Origin of the sequence: Ligilactobacillus ubinensis (genome assembly GCF_024160875.1) — a bacterium.
GTDB lineage: Bacteria > Bacillota > Bacilli > Lactobacillales > Lactobacillaceae > Ligilactobacillus > Ligilactobacillus ubinensis.
Map to the genome: position 1 here is coordinate 25,331 of NZ_JAIULA010000013.1, position 21,512 is coordinate 46,842.

The following is a 21,512-nucleotide window of genomic DNA, read 5'->3' on the forward strand; positions in this document are numbered from 1 at the left end:
AAAAGTGAATTTTAGGAAAATTATTTGGATTTTTTTTGTTGCTTTTATTATCCTTGATGTATTTTTAGTTTATTCTTATATGCAACAAAACGACCTTGTGGATTCAACAACCAATACGGTAACAACTAATTCGGTTAGCTCAATAATGAAAAGTATTCGTAATGATCAGATAACAACTGGCAAGCTTTCCGCAACTACGGAACAAGGATATTATGTAGCTAGTTCGAATAACTCTGATTTACGCGATAAAGCATCACAATTGAAGTATTCTGATTGGACATATTCAAACCATAAACTAAGCGTGACATTTGCTACGTTGATTAGAGTATCTAACAAAAATCCACAAAAGATTATCAATAATTTACTTAAAGACTCAAGTCAAGTAATTCATGGTAAAGACTATAAATATCTAAAAACGTTATCTAGTAGTTCGCAAATCGTTTATGCACAGCAAGTGTATGGAATTCCGGTTTATTCGAGTGTCGGACAAATTAAATTCACTATAAAAAATGGGTATATAACAGGTTATACACAAAGTTATCTAAGTAATGTTCAAGCATTACGGGAAAAGAAAACAATAATCAGCCAACAACGAGCTTTGATATGGCTGTACCAGTATAATAAGATTCCAAGCAGTTCTACGATAGAGTGGAGTGCACTAGGTTATACAAAATTATTGTCGGTAAATAATAGTACAATCTATATACCAACGTGGAATTTTTATATTCGTAATAATTCAGCAGAGAGTTACTATTATCGCAGAATCAATGCTTTTACAGGGGCAGTTATGGAAGATCAATAGTTCTATAAAAAGCCCAGTAGCAAGTAGTGTTAATAGATTAAATAATTAGTTTTTACCTTAAATATTCATAGTTGCTATTAAGCTCATAAATTTCTTGATTTTTTGAAATTTATGGGCTTAATTTTATTCTTGTTAAATGAAAATTGGCAAAATAGTAATTTTTGCAACTATTTTCAACTTGGAACGTATTTATTCAGTTGAAATGATTGATAAATTTTTTCATCCTAGAATGGCCGGAAGTTGCCTAAAAAACTTATAGATCAATTCTTTGTAGATATAATATATATTTAGTTTAGGATAAATATGCTGTCCGATGTAAATAACTTTTCCAGTATAAAAATTCAAAAGAGCAAAATGTCAGGACTTAAAATGGCTTTGTTAGCCAGAAAGTAATGTTGTAAGAAATTAATTAAGTTATAAGCAAATTCACTTATAACGGGGTGATGGATAAGAAAATTTTGACTTTTTTGAAAATTAGTTCAAAGAAAAATGGCAATTTTGCCATTGACAGCGATTCCACTGCCTGTTATGCTTATCTTGTGGAAAAATTACTATGGTTAAATGGCAAAATTATCGAAGGGGAAGGAACTGTGATATATGAACTATCATAAGTTATCAGCAGAAATTGTGAAAAATGTTGGAGGAGTTGACAATATCAAAGCTGTCAATCATTGTATGACGCGCTTACGCTTCAACTTAAAAGAAGTTGGTAATGCTAATAAAGAAGCATTAGAAGCGTTAGATGGGGTATTAGGTGTGGTTTATGCTGGCGAACAGTATATGATCATCTTGGGGCAAAATTTGATTCCGACATATGAAGCGGTTATTAAAGATTTTGATATTCAAGCGAGTGCTAGCGTTGATGAGAGGCTTGATGATTTTTCAAAGCATCAGGAACCATTAACATGGAAAAATTTAGGTACTAAATTTATCGGTTTTATTTCAGCATCTGTTACACCATTAATTCCAGGATTAATTGCCGGTGGCATGTTAAAAGTCGTTTTACTATTAATTGTGAGTTTTGTGGACGCGGCGTATGTGAAGACACCGTCATATTTATTATTATCTGCAATTGCAGATGCTCCGTTTTACTTCATGCCGATTATCGTAGCCTATGGTGCGGCCACAAAACTTGGAGGTACTCCAGTTTATGCAATGGTAGCAACAGCTGCATTATTACATGGTAACTACACAACGATGGTCGCAGCAGCAAAGGGGGTCACACTGTTTGGTATTAACGTCAAATTGCTCAGTTATGGAACTTCCCTATTACCAGCTTTATTAATTGCTATCGTAGCTTACTATGCTGAAAAGTATTTGAATAAAGTTGTTCCAGGAATTTTCCGATCTGTCTTTGTCGGTATGGGCACTATATTTATTTCCGGTTCATTAGGCTACTTGATCTTAGGCCCTCTTGGAAATATGCTAGGACAATATATTGCGAACTTTTTCATGTTTTTAAACAGTACAGTTGGACCGTTAGCAGTTGGTTTACTAGCTGCTGCCTTACCATGGATGGTCATGGCAGGTATGCATACGGCATTAGCACCATTTATGACTCAATTACTTAGCAATCCTGGTTATGATGCGATTTTACGACCAGCCTTTATTTTGCATAATATGTCTGAAGGTGGTGCTAACTTAGGAGTCGCAGCACGGACAAAGAATAGTCAATTTAGAAGTGAATGTATTTCATTAGCTATTGGCTGTATTGTCGCGGGAGTGACTGAGCCCGCAATTTATGGCGTTAATCTGAAGTATCGCAAGCCGATGTACGGCGTCATGGCTGGGGGTTTTGTAGGTGGAATAATTGCTAGCTTATTAGGGGCGAAGGCTTACGTAATGGGTTACTCAAATCTATTAGCGCTACCCATTTTTCAAAAAACTGTGATGGCGATGATCATTGCCGTTATTGCAGCAATTGTAACTTCAGCGATTGTGACTTTCATTTTAGGTATTGATGAAAAACCTGCATTTAAGGTAACATCACCGGTACAAAAAACTTATCCTGATGATGCAATTACTGCTGTTAGTGATGGCGAGTTAATTGATTTAGCAGAAGTACATGATGAAACATTTGCTAGTAAAGTATTAGGCGATGGAGTAGCACTCAAATTGACCAGTGATTTTATTTGTGCTCCTGCTAATGGAAAATTGGTTACAATGTTTCCAACAGGTCATGCTTTTGGTATTGTAACGAACACTGGCGTTGAGCTACTGGTACATATCGGAATTGATACAGTCAACCTTAAAGGTGAAGGATTTGACGTGTTAGTACAACAAAATGAAATAGTTCGGGCGGGACAGCCAGTTGTTCGTGTTGATCGTGCTAAGTTAGAAAAAGAGGGCTATGATTTGACGACTATGTTGATTATTACTAATGCTAATGGACAAAAAATTGACTTACAAACTAATGGTATGGTCAAAGTTGGTACGCAATTAAATTAAGATAAGGGAGATTCTGATTATGAGCAAGAAAGTTAAAAGTTTACCAAAGGATTTTTTATGGGGTGGTGCGACTGCGGATTTTCAATATGAAGGTGGGTTTAATGAAGGTGGCCGAGGAATCTTATCACATGATTATGAAACCGATGGTTCGCAAGCACATCCGCGACATCATACAATGCGGTTATCCGATGGACAACTGATTAATCCTAAGAGTTCGTTTATCTTAGCAGAAGACATCCCTGATGATGCAAAGCCAGTTTTTCTTGATGACCAATATTATCCAAGTCATCAAGCTGTTGATTTTTATCATCATTATAAAGAAGACATCAAATTAATGGCGGGGATGGGATTCAATGTATTTCGTTTTTCTGTTTGTTGGAGTAGGATTTTTCCAACCGGTGAAGAGACAGAGCCTAATATGGCTGGTCTTAAATTTTATGATGATGTTATCAATGAGATGGCGAAGTATAACATGGAACCGCTGATTACGATTTGTCATGATGAAATGCCGATGAATTTAGCGATTAAATACAATGGGTGGACTTCACGGTATGTTATTGATGCGTATGTTAAATATGCCCAAACTTTATTTGATTATTTTGGTGACCGGTGTCGGTACTGGTTAACCTTTAATGAAATCAATGCTGTGCGTGGCTTTGGCCCTACTGGTGTACGGCAAGCGACTGGTCATGATCGTTATTTAGCGGCACATAATATGTTCGTCGCTTCTGCTAAAGCAGTATCTCTTGGTCATAAGATGATTCCAGAAAGTCAATTCGGTGCCATGTATGCTATGAGTGAATTGTATCCAGCTACTTGTAAGCCAGAAGATATGTTCCATCATATGCAAGCGCGGCGTGAAAATTGGTATTTCATTGACATCATGGGACGTGGTTATTATCCAAGTTATGCAGAAGAGATTTGGCAGCACCACGGTTTTAACAAATTAGAAATAGCACCCGAAGACTTGGCAACGTTAAATGCTGGACAACTCGACTATATTGCATTTAGCTACTATCGGTCAAATACAACAAAAGACGGTGATGAGTGGTTTAATGTTGGCGGTAGTGCTAATCCATATTTGGACGAAACACCATGGGGGTGGCCTGTTGATCCGCTAGGGTTACGGTATTGTATGAATGAGATTTATGATCGCATTCAAAAACCAATTTTTATTGTTGAAAACGGAATGGGAGCCATTGACCAAGCTGATGACCAGGACTATGTTGAAGATGATTATCGAATTGACTATTTGCAACAGCATCTCTCAGCAATGGCTGATGCTATTAATATCGACCATGTTCCATGTTTAGGGTATACGATGTGGGCACCAATTGATTTAGTTTCCTTATCGACCGGTGAAATGAAGAAACGCTATGGTTTTGTTTACGTTGATATGGATGACCAAGGACAGGGGAGTTTGAAGCGTACTCCTAAAAAATCCTATCAATGGATGAAGCAAGTTATTGCTACGAATGGTGCTACTTTGACTGATAATTAAATTAATGATTTCAAAGATGCTAATATTAACGATTAGCACCTTTTTTGACGTAGACTTTAAATATACTTATAAAAATGGGAGACTAAACAAAATTGTAATTCATAGTTAATAGAAAATTTGGTAATATCCAATTCTCAAGAAATTATATTATGTGGAAATTTCAAGACAAGTAATTTTATGATTGCACATATTAAAATTATATTAAAGTATCAGGACTATAGTAATGCTTACTTTTAATGCTCGCTTTGTTATTATCGTGGTAATACAGTGCTATCTTTAAGGAATTATAGAACTTGCCAAATGGAAAATGAAAGAGCACCTGTCTGTTAATCTATGAAGTAACGATGGTATAATCAAAATGAATATTCATAGCTATAAAGGAGGAAAACAATGAGTAAAGCAAAATTTCCAGCAAATTTTTTATGGGGTGGCGCAATTGCGGCTAATCAAGTAGAAGGGGCATGGAACACGGGCGATAAGGGACTATCTGTTGCTGATGTTATTAGTTATAAACCTAATGTTAGCAATAAAGATTACGCTAAGCATGCAGCAATTAGTTTAGAAGCAATTAAAGAAGCTATGGCGGAAACAGGAACAAAGAATTATCCTAAGCGAAGAGGAATTGATTTTTATCACCATTACGAGGAAGATTTAAATTTGTTTGCTGAGATGGGCTTTAAAACACTCCGTCTTTCAATTGCTTGGACAAGATTATTTCCAACTGGTGAGGAACTAGAACCAAATGAAAAGGGAATTAAGTTTTATACGAATGTTTTTAAAAAGATGCAAGAACTAGGGATAGAACCGATTGTAACGTTGTCACACTATGAAATGCCACTTAATTTAAGTTTGAAATATAATGGCTGGGTATCGCGACGAGTAATTGCAGATTTTGTTCGTTTTAGTAATGCTTGCTTTGAATATTTTGGAGATTATGTTAAGTATTGGCTGTCATTTAATGAGATTGATAGTGTAACACGCCATCCTTTCACAAGTGCGGGAATTATTCCAGAGTGTTGCGCACCGGGCAAGGAGATTCAAGAAAACTATCAAGCTTTGCACCATCAATTTGTAGCCAGTGCACTAGCTACAAAGAATTTGCATGAAAAATATCCTAAGAGCCAGATGGGCTGTATGCTAACGAAATTGACAACTTATCCATTGACCTGTAATCCACAAGATGTAGAACTAGCATTAAAGAAGAATTTGCATAATTACTTTTTCTCAGATGTACAAGTTAAGGGTGCATATCCAGAATTAATGAAACAATATTTTAAGAATAATAATATTGAACTACAGATAGAAGATTCAGATTATGATATTTTGAGAGAAAATACTGTTGATTTTCTAACATTTAGCTACTATATGTCAACGACTGCTTCAAATGATGAGAATGCAGAAAGAACACCGGGCAATACGGTTTTAGGTGTGAAAAACCCTTATTTGCCATCAACAGATTGGGGTTGGCAAATTGATCCTGAAGGATTAAAGATTTCATTATTAGAATTATATGATCGTTATCAAGTGCCGTTAATGGTTGTTGAAAATGGAATGGGTGCATTAGATAAGTTTGAAAACGGAAAAGTACATGATGATTATCGAATTAAGTATTTTAAAGAACATCTTAAACAGATGAACGCGGCTATAAAAGAAGGCGTCAATTTAATTGGATATACATCTTGGGGACCGATTGACTTAGTAAGTGCAGGAACTTCGCAAATGACCAAACGTTATGGCTTTATTTATGTTGATGCAGATGATGAAGGAAATGGAACGTATGCAAGATATAAAAAAGATTCTTTCTACTGGTATCAAAAGGTAATTGCCACAAATGGTGAAGCTTTATTTGAAGAAGAGTAACAATATTAAATAAGATGAAATTTATGCGCTAAATTGTTATTATGAAGAAGATAGATATTTTTGAAGGAGATAATAATTAATGGCGCAAGAAAAAAAAGATGATGCGTTAAAGATTAGTGTGCTTGCTAGTGGAAGCAGCGGAAACGTAACCTATATTGAAACTCCTAAACATAAGGTATTAGTGGATGCAGGTCTTTCAGGTAAAAAAATTGAAAAACTGATGGGGTCAATTGGACGAACACTAAAAGATGTAGATAGTCTTTTTGTAACGCATGAGCATACTGATCATATTCAAGGAGTGGGGGTACTAGCACGGCGTTATGGACTGGATGTTTATGCAAATGAACTAACATGGCAAGCCATGCTACCCAAAATTGGGAAAGTTCCCACTGAGCAACGACATTTATTTGATATGGGGACAACCAAAAGTCTCGATGACTTAGATGTGATAAGCTACGGTGTTTCCCACGATGCTGTAGCACCTCAATTTTACGAATTTCATCATGCTGGTAAGTCGTTTGTAATTTTAACAGATACTGGCTATGTGTCAGAAAACGTACGTGGTATTATAAGCGATGCAAATGCCTATTTGTTCGAGTGTAATCACGATACAGAAATGTTGCGGGTTGGAAGTTATCCATGGGAGTTAAAGCAGCGAATCTTGGGTGATAAAGGTCATTTATCTAATAGTGATGGCGCTAATGCAATGATGGATGTAATTGGTAATCATACCAAAAAAATTTATTTAGGCCATTTAAGTCGTGAAAATAACATGAAACCTCTAGCGCATATGACTGTGGCCTCTTTAATGAAACAAAATGATTTAGGGGTAGGACATGATTTCAATATCTATGACACGGATCCTCAAGAAGCAACACCGCTGATAGACTTGTAGTAGTTTCAGCAGTTAAATATTTAAGTTACCATTATATTCAAGAAAATTTCATAACTTCTAGCTAAAATAAACTTAATATTATAAAAGATGGAAGGGGAATTGATGCATGGATGAAGATGATAAGAAATTAAACGAAACGGTAGTTGAAAATGAGCAAGAAACTACTGATGGAAGCAATAAGCGACCACCTCGCAAAAAATGGTCATCTCTGACAAAAACATTCATAATTGCACTGATTGCAGGGTTAATAGGTGGAGGAATTGCTGTTGGTGGATATGTACTTTATCAAAATAACAGTGATACTGCCGAAAATAGTCAAGGGACGACGACAGTAAGTAACGTTAAGGTTAATGTTAGTACGCAGGCCACTAAAGCCTATAATAAAATAAAGCATGCTGTTGTAACAGTTGAAGCCTATGAAAAATCATCGTCATCGGATTCTTTATTCGGGTATAGTGATGGAGATTCATCATCAACAACTTCAGAAAGTGAAGGCTCAGGTGTTATCTATAAAAAATCTAACAATACAGCTTTTATTGTGACTAACAATCATGTAATTTCGGGTGCAGATAGCTATTATGTTCTGTTATACAGTGGCAAGCGAGTTAAAGCTAAATTAGTAGGGCATGATTCAGTATCTGATTTAGCGGTATTGAAGATTAATGCAAAATATGTAACGCAAACAGCTACATTTGGCAACTCAGATAACATTAAAGTTGGCGAAACAGCATTAGCTATTGGCTCACCAATGGGTTCAGAATATGCTAGTTCACTAACAGAAGGAATAATTTCAGCTAAGAAACGCACGATTGATATTACAAACAGTTCAGGTGAAACAACCGGTCAGGCAACAGTAATCCAAACAGATGCGGCGATTAATTCGGGTAATTCAGGTGGTCCTTTAATTAATTTAGCGGGCCAAGTTGTTGGAATTAACTCAATGAAACTATCATCTAGTTCAAGTACAAGTTCAAGTAGTAGCAGTAGTTCTGTCGAAGGAATGGGATTTGCAATTCCAAGTAATGAAGTTGTTACGATTATTAATCAGTTAGTAAAAAATGGTAAGGTTTCTCGACCAGCATTAGGAATATCAACGATTGACTTAGATTATGTATCAGATGATGCACAGAAAAATACATTGAAATTACCTACTAGTGTCTCAAGTGGTGTAGTTGTTATGAAAGTTAGTTCAAGTTCACCACTAAAAGGTGTTGTCTCTAAATATGATGTAATTGTTAGTTTAGGTGGTAAAAAGGTAACGGGAATATCAAGTCTAAAGACAGCGTTGTATTCACATAAAGTTGGAAGTACTGTAACCATTAAATACTACCATGATGGAAGCTTAAAGACCTCACAGGTAACATTATCACTTGAGGCAACTGATTCAAATACAACTACCACAACATCAGAATCAGGCAATTAGAAATGAGTAAAAAACAAATCAATTTGAACTAAAAAATTGATTTGTTTTTTCGTGTTCTAGATAATGTATAAAAATTAAGAATAGCTAAAGAACTTATCCACAGAAATGATTTACCCTGTGTATAAGCCTGTGAATTACCTTGGAAATAAAGGCTGAATCTATTGATATTAAAGGGTAAAATGAAAATGTTAAGAAAGAGTGTTGATTAACAAGCGTTGTGGATAACTTTAGGAAAATGATGTCCAGATGTTGCTACAAAAGGATGTTTGCAACAAGATATTGTAGCTAGCCTGTGGATAATCCTGTGGATAAATTAGAAGGGAAAAATGAATGAATATAAAAATTGTTTGTGTAGGTAAGTTAAAGGAAAAATACTTAAAACAAGGAATTTCCGAATATGCTAAAAGATTAACCAAATTTTGTAAATTTGAAATAATTGAAGTCCCAGACGAAAAAGCACCCGAAAAATTAAGCTCAGCTGAAATGGAGGGCGTAAAAACTAAGGAAGGAATCCGAATAATAGATAAACTTAAAGATAAGGAATATGTCTATGCTCTTGCTATCGAAGGTCAGGAACGTTCTTCTGAAGAATTTGCACAGGAATTAGCGAATTTAGCAACATACGGTCATAGTGATTTAGCCTTTGTTATTGGTGGATCATTAGGCTTAAGCAAGGCAGTGATGCAACGTTCCAACGCCCAAATATCATTTGGAAGATTTACACTGCCGCATCAGTTAATGCGAATGGTATTAACAGAACAGATTTACCGGGGCTTTATGATTAATGCAGGCAGTCCGTATCATAAGTGAGATATAAAGCTTTAGTATGTTTTAATCTATAGCATAAGTGAACAGTAAAAAAGCCTATTCAAAAATTTCGAATAGGCTTTTTACAATAATAACTTAGAAGAACAATGGAATAATATAGATTAATAAACTAACGATACCAACAATTATTGTTCCACGTTTATTTTTATTGGAATAAAAGAAGTACAGGCCAACTAATAAAAAGGCACTTAAAACAGTAAAAGGTGCACTGCCTGAATAATTGAAAATAATAGCGGCTAAAGCACCTATTCCAGCGGCAATAATGGTTGAAACAATTATCGCCATAAATAATTCATTACCAGGTTTTTCCTTATTAATGAATCTTAGGACGAGGTAAAAAATAGCATATTCAACCAAAAAGATGATTAAAGAAGCAATAACAGCAGAACCTAAAATATAGAGCCATAAAGCAGCACCGTTAGTAGAAACATACTTTAGCATCGCTTTAATAGTTTTTTCTTTATTGGTAAATTCAATTAGCGCGTAGCTGTTTAGTGTTTCAACTAGTAACATTAAAACGATGAATAGAATACGAAGTGCTAAGGGGAGTTTTTTATTAACAGAGAGCATAATAATTCCTTTCCTGATGTGTGTGAAGTGAAACAAGCATGGTGTCTTAACTTAGAGTCCCAATATTTCTAAATGACAGGGCGATCAGTAACAAAAGCAGGCATTAATTCATCAAAATCATAGTTTGATAATGCAGTTAAACCGTTTTTGTTAACATCGAAGTAAGCAGTCATAGCTTGACGAATCATGAGATTTATTTCTTTTTCAGGATCAAATTGAACAATAATGATAGGAGTTCGCGTGCCATAAGCAAAACCAATTTCAAAAGCTGTACCTGAATCAGCCTCATTATCACTATCTTCAAGTTTATAATCAATAATTGCAACAACAGCATCAGCTTTGACAATTTGAGATGTGTCCAGTCCAAAAGCGGCTTTCTGCCATTCTAATGTGCCAAACTCAGCATTTTTATAGGAATGTTTAGCTGGTTCAAAAACATTTGCGACAGTTGGGTTTTGTTCTAAAGCATGTTTAACGGCAGAAATTCGATTATTTTGCGCGTCATTGAAAAAAGGTGCGGCTAAATAAATTTTGTTCATAATTAAATTCCTCACTGACTATATGTAGTATGTTAAGACGATAAAAATACAATATCTAGAAAATAAAACTTTATTTTTTCCAAAATAACGGGTATTATATTGGAAGTAACTACTTTGATATTATACATTATATATAGTATTTATTGAATGGTAGAAGAGGATATTTTCTTAACACGGAAAGGATGTTTCAGTCATTTTGATTACATTAGCAGGAATAATTGGTTCGGGGAAATCAAGTTTAACAAAAATTTTAGCAGGAGAACTAGGGACAAAGGCATACTACGAACCTGTTGAGGATAACCCTGTTTTACCAATTTTTTATAAAGGAAATGAAATTGCGGCAAAAAAGCGAGCAGCTGGTGAAAAAGACGCTACTAATCCGTATGCTTATTTATTACAAACTTTCTTTTTGAATCGCCGTTTCAAAATGATTAAAGAAGCTATGGTAGAAGATAATAATATCTTAGACCGCTCGATTTACGAAGATGCTATTTTTATGAAGATGAATACAGACATGGGAAATGCGACTAAAGTGGAATATGATATATACCAGAGTCTCTTACAAAATATGCTAGAAGAGTTACCATATGCCGCACATAAAAAATCTCCAGACTTAATGATTGCGATTAAAGTTTCATATGAAACAATGATTAAGCGAATTGAAAAGCGTGGTCGTGATTATGAACAGATTCAAGAAGATCCTTCATTAGTAACATACTATCAACGACTACTTAGCTACTATGATACATGGATGGCAGAATATGATGTTTCACCACTATTAATAATTGATGGTGATAAGTATGATTTTGTAGCCAACAAGGAAGACCGCGTAGAGATTCTTGAAATGATTGAAGATAAACTATCTGAACTGGGTAATCTTTCTAAAGAAAAGGTACTAAGTTTAAAAGAACGGCATCAAAGAAATTAAATAATCGACAAAAAAGCTGAGATAACAATCTCAGCCTTTTTGTATCTTCACAGATTAGTTTGTTAAAATATACGTCAAAAAGTAAGTAATTGCGCTAAATTTCAGAGTATTTAGTAGATAGCGGTAATCTCTTTTAGCAAGGACTCCGTAATATAGGCTTGTAACTTAGGGTTTACTTTCATTTTTGAAATTTATTAATAAAACTAAATCAAGCGGTGATTATGCCATTTTTTACCTCGAAAACGCCATAGAAAAATAAAACCACGAACGGCCCATTCAAGAACCATGATAATCGCAATACCAGGTAAGCCAAATCCAAGTTTAATCCCAACGATGTAGCCACCTAAAACACGGAATAGCCACATAGTAATTAGAGAGACGATGGTTGTAAACTTACCATCGCCAGCTGCACGTAACGTAGATGGTAGGATAAAACTAAATGACCACACTAAAATATGCATTACCATAAAAATTAGATAGATTTTAAAAATTGCAGGAATTAATTTAGGCGCAGGACTGAATAGCAAGATACCTTTATTGAATGAAATTATTAATAAGAAATCAACCAAGATAAACGAAAGAATACCAAGACCTAAAAATGAGCGAGTGATTTTGCGAGCATCATGAATATTATGACGCCCAATACTTTGCCCAACGATTGGAACAAGTGCACTTGCCAAGGCGCTCGGAATAATTTCTGATAATGATGTCCATGAACCAGCAATTGCATTTGTGACAATGACACTGGTTCCTAAACTCACAATCATCATTTGGATAATGATTTTACCGCCATTGAAGAAAAAGGATTCCGCAGCAAATGGAATACTAACAAGAACAACTTTGCGGACCATTGTCCAATCAATATGTAACATAGTTCGCATTTTTAAGTAAAACAAGCTACTTTGTCGCTTTAACATCAGTATTGCAAGGAATGCAGCGATCCAGCGCGAAATATTAAGTGAAATAATCATACCAAGAATTCCCATATGCAACCAAGTAATAAGAATAATGTTTAGTAAAAGATAAAGCATATTCATCAGTAAAGATAGTTGTAATGAACTTTTGGTGCGTCCGATGCCGCGTAAACAGCCATTAGTGCCTTCAACAGTTGATTCAAAAGGATAGCTGAGCAATACGCCAATAAGGTACAGGCGTGAATTTGCCATAACAGCTGCTGAGGCATTACCAAACAGCAGGTTTAACAATACATTATGAAGCAAACCAAAAACAATGGCTAAAGCAGTTGCAATTAAAACGGCCCCAAACACCGTTCCATTAACAACTCTGCTTAGCATATGTATTTCTTTGTGGCCATAGTATTGTGCGATTAGAACAGTTCCACCTAACCCAACAGCTACAAATATTTGAATTAGAAAAATGTTAATACTACCGACTGTATTAACCGCACTTATAGCAGCTTCACCAGATGAACTAATCATAGCTGTATTTAAAAAGTTAAAGCTGACCAAGAAAAACTGATCAATAACGACTGGCCCAAGTAATGAGAAAACAAATTGATAGTCGAAACTTTCACTTGAAAAATATTTCTTAAGTAAGTGTTGCATATTCACCATCCTAACGTTAGTTTGTAGAGGGTGTAAGGAGTAACATGCTACGTGTTAAATACTCAGTGATAAAGCCGTACTCTGCTTACTTTTTTTTATTATACAGCAAATTATAATAAAAGCACTTTATAAGATTGAGTATGGACTTAAAATGACATATAGACAGTTACCATGGAAATATGTAAAATATAAGGTTAAATAAAAATGAGAGTTGTACTTGAAGTTTTACATATATACAGCTATCATTAAAGTAGATAAATGAAGGGATAAGGTGATTAGAATGTCACAAGAATATAAACGCATTTTAGTAGCTGTAGATGGATCCAAAGGAGCGGACATAGCTTTACAAACTGCAGTAGAAGTTGCTAAACGTAACAATACGCACTTGGATATTCTACGTGTTCTTGATTTGAATTCACTTGAGTATGGCGGTGCAGGGATTGCGCTTGATGGTGAAAAGATTTATGGGATTGAACAAGAAACTGAAAAGTATCTTTTAGATTTACAAGATCACTTGATAGATGATGAGAATTTTGAAGAAGCGAACGTTAGCGTGCATTTACGTTTTGGTAATCCTAAAGATGTTATTGTCAATGATTTTCAAGTGGAATATGAAAATGACCTGATTGTGGTTGGATCAACGGGTAAAAATTTGTTCCAACGTATTATTGTAGGCTCTGTGGCATCCTATGTTGTTCGTGCAGCGCATTGTGATGTTCTAATGGCTAGAACTACAGAAAAAGATTTGAAAGATTAATATCTAATTACTACAAAAAAGAATTTAGAAGTTAAAAAGGCTACATAGTCCTAATTACTTCTAAATTCTTTTTTTGTGATTATAGATAAGCTGTATTACTTCGATATTTTCTTTTCGATATATTTAGAAAGAAGTGTGAGTGCGGTAATAACGATTAAATACATTAACCCAATAATAGCCCACACTCTGAAGCCTTCGAGATTACGCGCGATAATAATTTTACCTGTTTGCGTTAGTTCCAGAATACCGATAACTGAAAGAATAGATGTATCTTTTAACGTAATGATAAATTGATTGATGAAAGATGGAATCATAATTTTGATTGCTTGCGGTAAAATAACGCGTCTCATAGATTTAGAGTATGGCATTCCCAAACTACGTGCGGCTTCCATCTGACCAATATCCACAGCCTCAATTCCACCTTTAACAAAAGCAGCGGTGTAAGCTCCCTCATTAAGAGTTAAAGTAATAATTCCGGCAATGAGAGCAGGAATCTTTATTTCAGTTAAGGCGGGGACACCATTATAGATAAACAAAGCTAAAACTAACAAAGGCAGGCCACGGAAGATATAGATAACCGTTGTAGATAAGCCCCGTAAAAATTTAAACGGTAAGACACCAAGTATTCCAAAAATAATCCCAAAAATAGTTGCAAAGAAGATCCCGATGATAGTGAGATACATTGTTTCGCCTAATCCACTGAGCAGAACACTAGCGTTTTGTTTTAGTAATCCTAAGGTTGTATGTTCATTATCAGAAGAGTTGTTATCTTGCTTTTGTTTATTAACAGAACTGCTACTTACATACTTATTAACGATTTTTTTATATGTACCATCTTTTTTTAAGGCACGTAGTCCTTTATTGAACAAGCGCAGTAATTTTTGATTTTCACCCTTCATAACAGCAAAACCATAATAGCCGCCATCAGCAGGTTTGGTAACAATTTTAAGTTTGGTTCCAGTTTTAACAGCGTACTGTAAAACGGGACTATCATCGAAGCACGCAACTGAGTTTCCAGAAACTACATCGTTATACATATTATCTGAATCATCGAAAGTAACGGTAGTAAAACCATATTTTTTTTGAATAGATTGAGCATAGGTTGCGGCTGCAGTACCGGTTTTTATAGCGACTTTTTTACCCTTTAAATCTTTATAGCTTTTGATATTGCTATTTTTAGCGACAGCCATAACATAACCAGTTTTATAGTAAGGATCGGAAAAATCAAATATTTTTTGGCGTTCGGCTGTAATTCCCATTCCAGCAATGACACCATCTATTTGTCCAGATTCGAGTGCTTGAACAGCGGCGTTAAAGCCTAATTCTTTGATATTAACTTTAAATCCTTCTCGTTTAGCAATGGTTTTCATCAAATCAATATCAATTCCAACATACTTATTATTTTTGTTGGCAAATTCAAACGGAGGATAAGTGACATCAGTTCCAATTGTATAAGTTTTGTCTGCATTAACTTTAGATAATGGCACTACTGTAAAAAATAAAATAGAACTTAAAAGTAATAAGAGACAAAAATAAAATTTCTTCATAATTAAATAACTTTCCCTTCTCTGTGAAAAAAACAATAAACACCTTTTCATAATACCATATTTCTTTAATCTAAGGTTAAAAATAAAGAGAGAACTATAAAAATTAGCGTGAGAGTTGGACATAATACGGTTAGCCAGAGAACTTTAAAAGCGTAAATTGAATAAGTTGAAATTTTGGTTGCTTAGAGCATGAATTTAGGCATGCTGGTTGTCTTTTGACGCAAACTATTCGGAGATAAAAAAGGCCTGAGACTTTTAGCTCAGGCCTGGTTTTAAAATTAGAATTAGTGCTTTTTAAATTCTAATAATTAGCTGGTGATTTATAATTTTTAGACAAAGAAACAAAAATTAGTTAAATAGAAGTGAAAGTTTGGTGACACAAAGATTCAATTATTTTTGTTAATTGAGCAGGTGATTCTGTTGCTTTACGTTTAATCCAAAGAACAATAATTGCAGATATGGCGGAAAACGTTGCTTCTCTAGCGTAGATAGCTCTGACTAAAGTTTCTTCATCTTCTAACGGATTATATACAACACTCCGTAATAGTTCAAGGACATGTGTAGTGTGAGCTTTGGTAACTAAAGCGTAGATAAGTTCAAAGTTTATTTGGGTATAATAAAGAGCATGCAAGATAGCATCACTAGAGATGAGTTCATTAGATCGAGGTGGATATTTTTGAAAAATTGATTTTAAATCAGTAAAAATATTTTCTTCAGTCTGTTCTAGTAAATCGAATTTATCTTTGTAGTTTAAATAAAAAGTTCCTCGGCTAAGATGTGCATTTTGAGCAATATCAGATACGGTTATTTTAGCTAGACTTTTTTGATGCAGTAAGTTAGTAAATGAGACTAAGATTCTCTGTTTTGAATCTGTTTTACGAATATTATTCATGTTCCCCTCGCTGGTAAAAAGTACGGTATTTTTAAGTAATTTTAAGCCTAAAAAAAGAGTAATGCAATCTAATTCTCTTAAAAAAAAATTAATAATTAAATTGACATGTGTTCAATTTATAAACCGAGTTTTTGATTAAATTAAACTCATAAGAATCAAAGTATTTCTTAAATCAACAAATGTTCACATATGGAAATTTTGATGATGTCTATATATATAAATATTTTAACGTTCGATAAACCTAGGGATAACAAGACATTATAAGCAAGAAAACATGAGTTTTAGAAAGCGCTAACTACGAAAGGTAAGAATATTATATGAATTTACACGGTAAAAATTTCATATAATATTCATAAAATGCAAGCATAATATTCCTAAAAGACAGATAATATTAAACTTGCAAATTTATAGACAGTTTAAGGAGTTTTGGATTTTGACAAACGCTATACGAAAGAAAAAACGTCCGTATTTATACGAAGTAGATTTGATGCGCTGTATTTTTATTTTTGGTGTTTTAGCAAACCACACAACCTCGGAATTCACCGCAGGGTTTTCAGCATCATCAAAAGAATATTATTTTCTTTTAGCAACGCATCTAGTATTACATTTTACTCGAATGGGTTTTATGTTCATTACGGGACTCGTTTTGTTTTTAGGTTATTATAACAAGCCCAAAATTAATTACCCACAATTTTGGTTTAAACGTTATAAAGGTTCGGGCATTCCTTATCTTTTTTGGAATGGCTTTTTCCTTTTCTTTACAGCTATTGTGGCTGGGGAGACACTAAAGCTTAACACATGGTTTACAGAATGGATTTCGGCAGTGATTCACGGGGATCATTTCTATCTATACTACATTTTAGTTACTATGCAACTATATCTTATCTTTCCGATTATGGTTTGGATATATAAGAAGACAGAAGGACATCATAATCTGGTTTTAACAATCAGTGCTATTATCCAGTTTATATTTTTGATATATACAAAATATATCTTCCCATATATTAGTCATGATGGCTGGCCATTTTTACTACGTTCATATGGGATGTTTGTTCTTTCTTACCAATTTTACTTTATGGCAGGAGCATACGTATCTATTCACTATAAAGAAGTAACAGAATTTGTAACTAAATGGCATAAACGAATTTACTGGATTACTGCTGGTTTAGCAGTTGGAACATTAGGGCTCTTTTATTACAATTACTATATTTTGAAATTGAGTCGTCATTACGTTAATTTGGTACATCAACCTTATTTGATGATTTATGCTAGTTTTATGATTTTGTCAATTATGTCATTGAGTTTACAATACGCAAAGAAACGAACGCAACCTAAATGGCAAGGCTTTGCAAAAGCAGTGGGGCTTTCTTCGAAACTATCATTTGGAGTTTATCTAACGCAAACGGCTTCACTAGCTTTATTAGCATATTTAATTGATTTACTAAAGACACAAGTTAATAGCATAGTACTACTACTTTTATTACCGCTAGGATATCTAATTGTCTTAGGTGGGGCTTGGTTGATATCTTATTTCTGCTATAAAGTTCCACCATTTGGTGTACTAGTAGGCCGACCACAGAAATTACGCAAGAGAAAGGAAAAAGATTATGACAAAGCTAACGCATGATTTACAAGAAAGTTTAATTAAAAACGCAAATCGCCCTTTTTTAAAAGATATTGCTTTGGATCGCTGGTTTACAGGTAACGATGTTGAAGCTGATATTCAAAAGCTACAGCAAGTTTTCTTACAAACAGGTCTTGGAAGAGATGATATTGTATATATGGCTTTAGCTAACTCAACGGTATATATCCCTTTGAATCAAGCTTTATGGCGCTTGGGAATAACAGCACATCCGGTTTCAGCAACCACCTCTCCAGCAGAGCTAGTAGCTGATTTTCATGAACATAACTATCCGGCGATGATTTTTAATGCAGAGATGGCAGAAGCATTTGAAACGGAAGATTTAAACTATGAAAAAATTGAGTTAAAGACTTTCCCGCAAGGGTTGGTTTTCTTGAGTCGTAAAGATATTGTCAAATCGCAGAAAAAAGAAATAACACCAACAGAAAACACATTTGGGTGGATTTTAAATACTTCAGGGACAACAGGCAAACCTAAACAAGTAGGGTTATCGCATGAATATATGCGGATTGCAGCTCAAAATGATTTGGAAAGCCACCGTATGGTTAAAAGTGATACAGTTCTAATTGTGATGCCAATGTTTCATATTAACGCCCAAGAATTAATTGTTGTATCAACTTTATTGAGTGGTGGTCGCATTGCAATTGCACCTAAATTTAGTGCTTCACGTTTTTGGAATTGGGTTATTGAAAATGACGCAACTTGGAGTTCAGTCGTACCTACGATTGTAACTATTCTGTTGAAAAGCAAAACAGCAATGGCAAGTTTTAATCCTGAACATAAACTACGCTTTGTAAGGTGTGCGTCAGCAATGCTACCTGTCTCGCGTAATAAGGAATTTAGTGAGACTTTTGGGGTGCCGATTCTTGAAGGTTATGGGATGACAGAAGCATGTAGTCAATGTACATTAAATCCGTTAGATGCAATTAAGGTAGGATCGGTTGGCAAACCGTACAATACAGAGGTTGCAATTATAGGTGAAGATGACGAAATAACTACAAAACCTGGAGTTCGTGGAGAGATTGTCATCAGTGGGAACCATGTAATAAAGAGTTATTTGAAACCAAATAAGGATTCCTTTAGAGATAAGTGGTTTTTAACTGGTGATTTAGGCTATTTTGATGAAGATGGCTATCTTTGGTTAAATGGGCGAAAGAAATACATCATTAATCATGGCGGCGAAAAGGTTAATCCAACACTAGTTGAGGATGTTATTGGCTCATTAGATTTTGTAAAAAATGTGGCAGTTGTTCCACTACCAGATGAGATATATGGAGAAGCTGTGACAGCTGCAATTATTTTACAAGATAACAAGAAGCCAACAGCTGATTTAAAACAATATATTATTGATTATGCAGCTGAAAGATTAGCTAAGTACAGACGACCAACGGAAATCTTTTTCGTAGATAGTTTTCCGCTTAATCCAACAGGTAAGATTATGCGGCCGCAGCTATCGAAAGTGTTGGAAAAAATTAAAAATGGGTCAACGATTGCATAGTAGTATAAGGTGTGTTTCAGATTAAGGAGAGTCGTAGTTACTATGAAAAAGAAAAATTCAGTTAGAAAGATTTTTATTTTAGGTTTAGTAGTTTTAGGTGTATTAGTTGCTTTTTTTGGTTGGAAGCAAACACAAGATTCAACATCGAAGTCATTGAAGAAAGTCATAATTGGTTACCAAGCTGGTGATGAATTTGATATTTCTAAGACACGTGGCGAATTTGTTAAGAAGATGAAAAAAGCAGGTTATAGCGTCACATTCAAAGAATTTCAAAACGGTGCTGCAATGATGCAGGCGTTAGCTAATGGAAATATTGACTATGGTCGAATGGGCGATTCAGCTCCAATAACATCGATTGCTGCAGGTACAAAAGTTACCTATGTTGCTGCGGGCGGAACAAAGGCGTTAGGTTCAGGTGTGGTTGTTAAAAAAGATTCAGGAATTAACTCAATTTCAGACTTAAAAGGTAAAACAATTGCATATACTAAAGGAACAACGTCACAATATATGATAATTAAAGTTCTTAAGAAGGCAGGCTTAACCACTAGTGATGTAAACTTAGTTAATCTTGATCAAAGTGCTGCTAGTGTAGCATATGCTAAAGGAAAAGTTGATGCCTGGGCTAACTGGGATCCAGCTATCGCGCAAGCAGAAGTAACAGAAAATTCTAAGTTGCTTATCAATGGTAATCAATCAAAGGCATATAACCGCAGTGTGATTGTGGCAACGACAAGTTTTGCTAAAAATAACAAGAGTGTTACTAAAGCCATCATTAAATACTCTAATCAAGATATGCAATGGGCAAATACACACCATAAGAAGTTAATCGCAATGATGGTTAAGAGTCTTAAGTTGAATAAAAAAGTTGTTACAAAGATGGTCAATCGTCGTACTTATTCTATGCATGCGATGACGAAGGCCAGAGTTGCTGAATTCCAAGAAATTGCAGATGTTTTCTATGAAAACAAGATCATCAGTAAGAAGGTTTCAGTAGCTAAATATACACAGTATGTGAAATAGAGGTATTCATAAAATGGAAGAAACGAAATCTAAAAATAAAATAAACAGTATTTTGATGCAGCTCCTTCCGTGGACAATTCCAGTTGCACTAATTATATTATGGCAGATAGCTGTTGATGTAGGTTGGATTACAAGCTCATTTATTCCTTCACCATTGAGTGTTTTAGCCAATGGTGTTAGCCTATGGAAAAGTGGAGAGTTACCTAAAAACATTTCAATTAGCTTGTATAGAGCTCTAGTTGGTTTTGCCATTGGAGGTGGCTTAGGATTTATCTTAGGTTTTCTAAATGGTGTTTCCAAGGTGATGAGAGCATTGTTTGATACTACTATTCAAATGTTACGAAATATTCCTCACCTAGCCTTGATTCCGGTTGTGATATTGGTGCTTGGGATTGGAGAAACGGCAAAAATTAGTTTAGTTGCGATTGGTTGTCTATTTCCAATGTACATCAATACGTATCACGGGATAACATCGGTTGATCCACATCTTATTGAAATGGGTAAGTCATATGGGTTAAGTAAATATAAACTATTTTCCAAAGTCATTTTTCCAGGGGCGTTGCCAACGATTCTAATGGGTGTTCGCTATGCTCTTGGGGTGATGTGGACAACACTGATAGTAGCAGAAACAGTTTCTGCTGATTCAGGAATTGGTTATATGTCGACAAATGCGCAACAATTTATGAATATGAAAACTATTTTCTTATGTATAATTATTTACGCAATTTTAGGAAAGCTTTCTGATTTTATCGCTAAAACTTTAGAAAATATTTTGCTAGATTGGCGTTAGAATAGGA

General features: G+C 34.7%; 19 protein-coding genes. 14 read left to right on the forward strand and 5 right to left on the reverse strand.

The window, feature by feature from the left end:
* Positions 1 to 4 precede the first annotated feature (4 nt).
* The 8 genes from LB941_RS07425 (at position 5) to rlmH (ending at position 9,739) form a co-directional block, all read left to right on the forward strand.
* The gene (locus LB941_RS07425; protein WP_253360800.1) at positions 5 to 802 is read left to right on the forward strand and encodes a two-component system regulatory protein YycI; all 798 of its coding nucleotides are present in this window, start codon (positions 5 to 7) and stop codon (positions 800 to 802) included.
* Positions 803 to 1,245: 443 nt separating this feature from the next.
* Positions 1,246 to 1,413: a hypothetical protein gene (locus tag LB941_RS07430; RefSeq protein WP_253360802.1), complete on the forward strand. Its 168-nt coding sequence runs from the start codon at positions 1,246 to 1,248 to the stop codon at positions 1,411 to 1,413.
* Entirely contained in the window at positions 1,400 to 3,250 is a 1,851-nt protein-coding gene (locus tag LB941_RS07435; protein WP_253360803.1) for a glucose PTS transporter subunit IIA, read from the forward strand. The genes LB941_RS07430 and LB941_RS07435 overlap by 14 nt, the downstream gene beginning before the upstream one ends.
* Positions 3,251 to 3,269: 19 nt before the next feature.
* Complete coding sequence (locus LB941_RS07440) at positions 3,270 to 4,751, forward strand: glycoside hydrolase family 1 protein (RefSeq protein WP_253360804.1); 1,482 nt, start codon at positions 3,270 to 3,272, stop codon at positions 4,749 to 4,751.
* Positions 4,752 to 5,141: 390 nt separating this feature from the next.
* Positions 5,142 to 6,611: a glycoside hydrolase family 1 protein gene (locus LB941_RS07445; RefSeq protein ID WP_253360805.1), complete on the forward strand. Its 1,470-nt coding sequence runs from the start codon at positions 5,142 to 5,144 to the stop codon at positions 6,609 to 6,611.
* A 79-nt stretch (positions 6,612 to 6,690) separates the two neighbouring features.
* Complete coding sequence (locus LB941_RS07450; RefSeq protein WP_253360806.1) at positions 6,691 to 7,506, forward strand: MBL fold metallo-hydrolase; 816 nt, start codon at positions 6,691 to 6,693, stop codon at positions 7,504 to 7,506.
* Between the two features lie 106 nt (positions 7,507 to 7,612).
* Positions 7,613 to 8,929, forward strand: a complete 1,317-nt coding sequence (locus LB941_RS07455; RefSeq protein WP_253360807.1) for a S1C family serine protease — start codon at positions 7,613 to 7,615, stop codon at positions 8,927 to 8,929.
* A 330-nt stretch (positions 8,930 to 9,259) separates the two neighbouring features.
* Positions 9,260 to 9,739 carry a 23S rRNA (pseudouridine(1915)-N(3))-methyltransferase RlmH gene (gene rlmH / locus LB941_RS07460; protein ID WP_253360808.1) on the forward strand — a complete coding sequence of 160 codons (480 nt, stop codon included), beginning with the start codon at positions 9,260 to 9,262 and terminating at the stop codon, positions 9,737 to 9,739.
* A gap of 93 nt (positions 9,740 to 9,832) precedes the next feature.
* Here rlmH and LB941_RS07465 read toward each other — a convergent pair whose 3' ends face one another.
* On the reverse strand, positions 9,833 to 10,327 hold the full coding sequence (locus LB941_RS07465; protein WP_253360810.1) for a hypothetical protein: 495 nt from the start codon (positions 10,325 to 10,327) through the stop codon (positions 9,833 to 9,835).
* Positions 10,328 to 10,395: 68 nt separating this feature from the next.
* Positions 10,396 to 10,866 (reverse strand): nucleoside 2-deoxyribosyltransferase, encoded by a 471-nt coding sequence (locus tag LB941_RS07470; RefSeq protein ID WP_253360812.1) that lies wholly within the window; start codon positions 10,864 to 10,866, stop codon positions 10,396 to 10,398.
* 196 nt (positions 10,867 to 11,062) lie between these two features.
* On the opposite strand from LB941_RS07470, the gene LB941_RS07475 reads away from it, so the two are divergent.
* A complete protein-coding gene (locus LB941_RS07475) occupies positions 11,063 to 11,794 on the forward strand; it encodes a deoxynucleoside kinase (RefSeq protein WP_253360814.1) in 732 nt (243 codons plus the stop codon).
* A 203-nt stretch (positions 11,795 to 11,997) separates the two neighbouring features.
* Here LB941_RS07475 and LB941_RS07480 read toward each other — a convergent pair whose 3' ends face one another.
* Positions 11,998 to 13,359, reverse strand: a complete 1,362-nt coding sequence (locus tag LB941_RS07480; RefSeq protein ID WP_253360815.1) for an MATE family efflux transporter — start codon at positions 13,357 to 13,359, stop codon at positions 11,998 to 12,000.
* A gap of 280 nt (positions 13,360 to 13,639) precedes the next feature.
* Between LB941_RS07480 and LB941_RS07485 the strand changes: the two genes are divergently transcribed.
* Positions 13,640 to 14,116, forward strand: a complete 477-nt coding sequence (locus LB941_RS07485) for a universal stress protein (RefSeq protein ID WP_253360816.1) — start codon at positions 13,640 to 13,642, stop codon at positions 14,114 to 14,116.
* A 95-nt stretch (positions 14,117 to 14,211) separates the two neighbouring features.
* On the opposite strand, the gene LB941_RS07490 is transcribed toward LB941_RS07485, so the two are convergent.
* Entirely contained in the window at positions 14,212 to 15,663 is a 1,452-nt protein-coding gene (locus LB941_RS07490; RefSeq protein ID WP_253360817.1) for an amino acid ABC transporter substrate-binding protein/permease, read from the reverse strand.
* 352 nt (positions 15,664 to 16,015) lie between these two features.
* Positions 16,016 to 16,555 (reverse strand): TetR/AcrR family transcriptional regulator, encoded by a 540-nt coding sequence (locus LB941_RS07495; RefSeq protein ID WP_253360818.1) that lies wholly within the window; start codon positions 16,553 to 16,555, stop codon positions 16,016 to 16,018.
* 433 nt (positions 16,556 to 16,988) lie between these two features.
* Between LB941_RS07495 and LB941_RS07500 the strand changes: the two genes are divergently transcribed.
* From LB941_RS07500 to LB941_RS07515, 4 genes are read left to right on the forward strand one after another with little or no spacing between them, the layout of a single operon-like run.
* Positions 16,989 to 18,182 carry an acyltransferase gene (locus LB941_RS07500; RefSeq protein WP_253360819.1) on the forward strand — a complete coding sequence of 398 codons (1,194 nt, stop codon included), beginning with the start codon at positions 16,989 to 16,991 and terminating at the stop codon, positions 18,180 to 18,182.
* Positions 18,163 to 19,695: an AMP-binding protein gene (locus LB941_RS07505; RefSeq protein ID WP_253360820.1), complete on the forward strand. Its 1,533-nt coding sequence runs from the start codon at positions 18,163 to 18,165 to the stop codon at positions 19,693 to 19,695. Before LB941_RS07500 ends, LB941_RS07505 begins: the two co-directional genes overlap by 20 nt.
* Before the next feature lie 42 nt (positions 19,696 to 19,737).
* The gene (locus LB941_RS07510; RefSeq protein WP_253360821.1) at positions 19,738 to 20,715 is read left to right on the forward strand and encodes an aliphatic sulfonate ABC transporter substrate-binding protein; all 978 of its coding nucleotides are present in this window, start codon (positions 19,738 to 19,740) and stop codon (positions 20,713 to 20,715) included.
* A gap of 13 nt (positions 20,716 to 20,728) precedes the next feature.
* On the forward strand, positions 20,729 to 21,505 hold the full coding sequence (locus LB941_RS07515) for an ABC transporter permease subunit (protein ID WP_253360824.1): 777 nt from the start codon (positions 20,729 to 20,731) through the stop codon (positions 21,503 to 21,505).
* The last annotated feature ends 7 nt before the right edge of the window (positions 21,506 to 21,512 follow it).

What these genes read in the sequence shown, in the direction of transcription:
- LB941_RS07480 (WP_253360815.1), bottom strand. Translation starts at nt 13,359, where the DNA reads ATGCAACACTTACTTAAGAAATATTTTTCAAGTGAAAGTTTCGACTAT.
- LB941_RS07450 (WP_253360806.1), top strand. Translation starts at nt 6,691, where the DNA reads ATGGCGCAAGAAAAAAAAGATGATGCGTTAAAGATTAGTGTGCTTGCT.
- LB941_RS07490 (WP_253360817.1), bottom strand. Translation starts at nt 15,663, where the DNA reads ATGAAGAAATTTTATTTTTGTCTCTTATTACTTTTAAGTTCTATTTTA.
- rlmH (WP_253360808.1), top strand. Translation starts at nt 9,260, where the DNA reads ATGAATATAAAAATTGTTTGTGTAGGTAAGTTAAAGGAAAAATACTTA.
- LB941_RS07445 (WP_253360805.1), top strand. Translation starts at nt 5,142, where the DNA reads ATGAGTAAAGCAAAATTTCCAGCAAATTTTTTATGGGGTGGCGCAATT.
- LB941_RS07485 (WP_253360816.1), top strand. Translation starts at nt 13,640, where the DNA reads ATGTCACAAGAATATAAACGCATTTTAGTAGCTGTAGATGGATCCAAA.
- LB941_RS07510 (WP_253360821.1), top strand. Translation starts at nt 19,738, where the DNA reads ATGAAAAAGAAAAATTCAGTTAGAAAGATTTTTATTTTAGGTTTAGTA.
- LB941_RS07455 (WP_253360807.1), top strand. Translation starts at nt 7,613, where the DNA reads ATGGATGAAGATGATAAGAAATTAAACGAAACGGTAGTTGAAAATGAG.
- LB941_RS07515 (WP_253360824.1), top strand. Translation starts at nt 20,729, where the DNA reads ATGGAAGAAACGAAATCTAAAAATAAAATAAACAGTATTTTGATGCAG.
- LB941_RS07470 (WP_253360812.1), bottom strand. Translation starts at nt 10,866, where the DNA reads ATGAACAAAATTTATTTAGCCGCACCTTTTTTCAATGACGCGCAAAAT.
- LB941_RS07440 (WP_253360804.1), top strand. Translation starts at nt 3,270, where the DNA reads ATGAGCAAGAAAGTTAAAAGTTTACCAAAGGATTTTTTATGGGGTGGT.
- LB941_RS07505 (WP_253360820.1), top strand. Translation starts at nt 18,163, where the DNA reads ATGACAAAGCTAACGCATGATTTACAAGAAAGTTTAATTAAAAACGCA.
- LB941_RS07495 (WP_253360818.1), bottom strand. Translation starts at nt 16,555, where the DNA reads ATGAATAATATTCGTAAAACAGATTCAAAACAGAGAATCTTAGTCTCA.
- LB941_RS07435 (WP_253360803.1), top strand. Translation starts at nt 1,400, where the DNA reads ATGAACTATCATAAGTTATCAGCAGAAATTGTGAAAAATGTTGGAGGA.
- LB941_RS07430 (WP_253360802.1), top strand. Translation starts at nt 1,246, where the DNA reads ATGGATAAGAAAATTTTGACTTTTTTGAAAATTAGTTCAAAGAAAAAT.
- LB941_RS07465 (WP_253360810.1), bottom strand. Translation starts at nt 10,327, where the DNA reads ATGCTCTCTGTTAATAAAAAACTCCCCTTAGCACTTCGTATTCTATTC.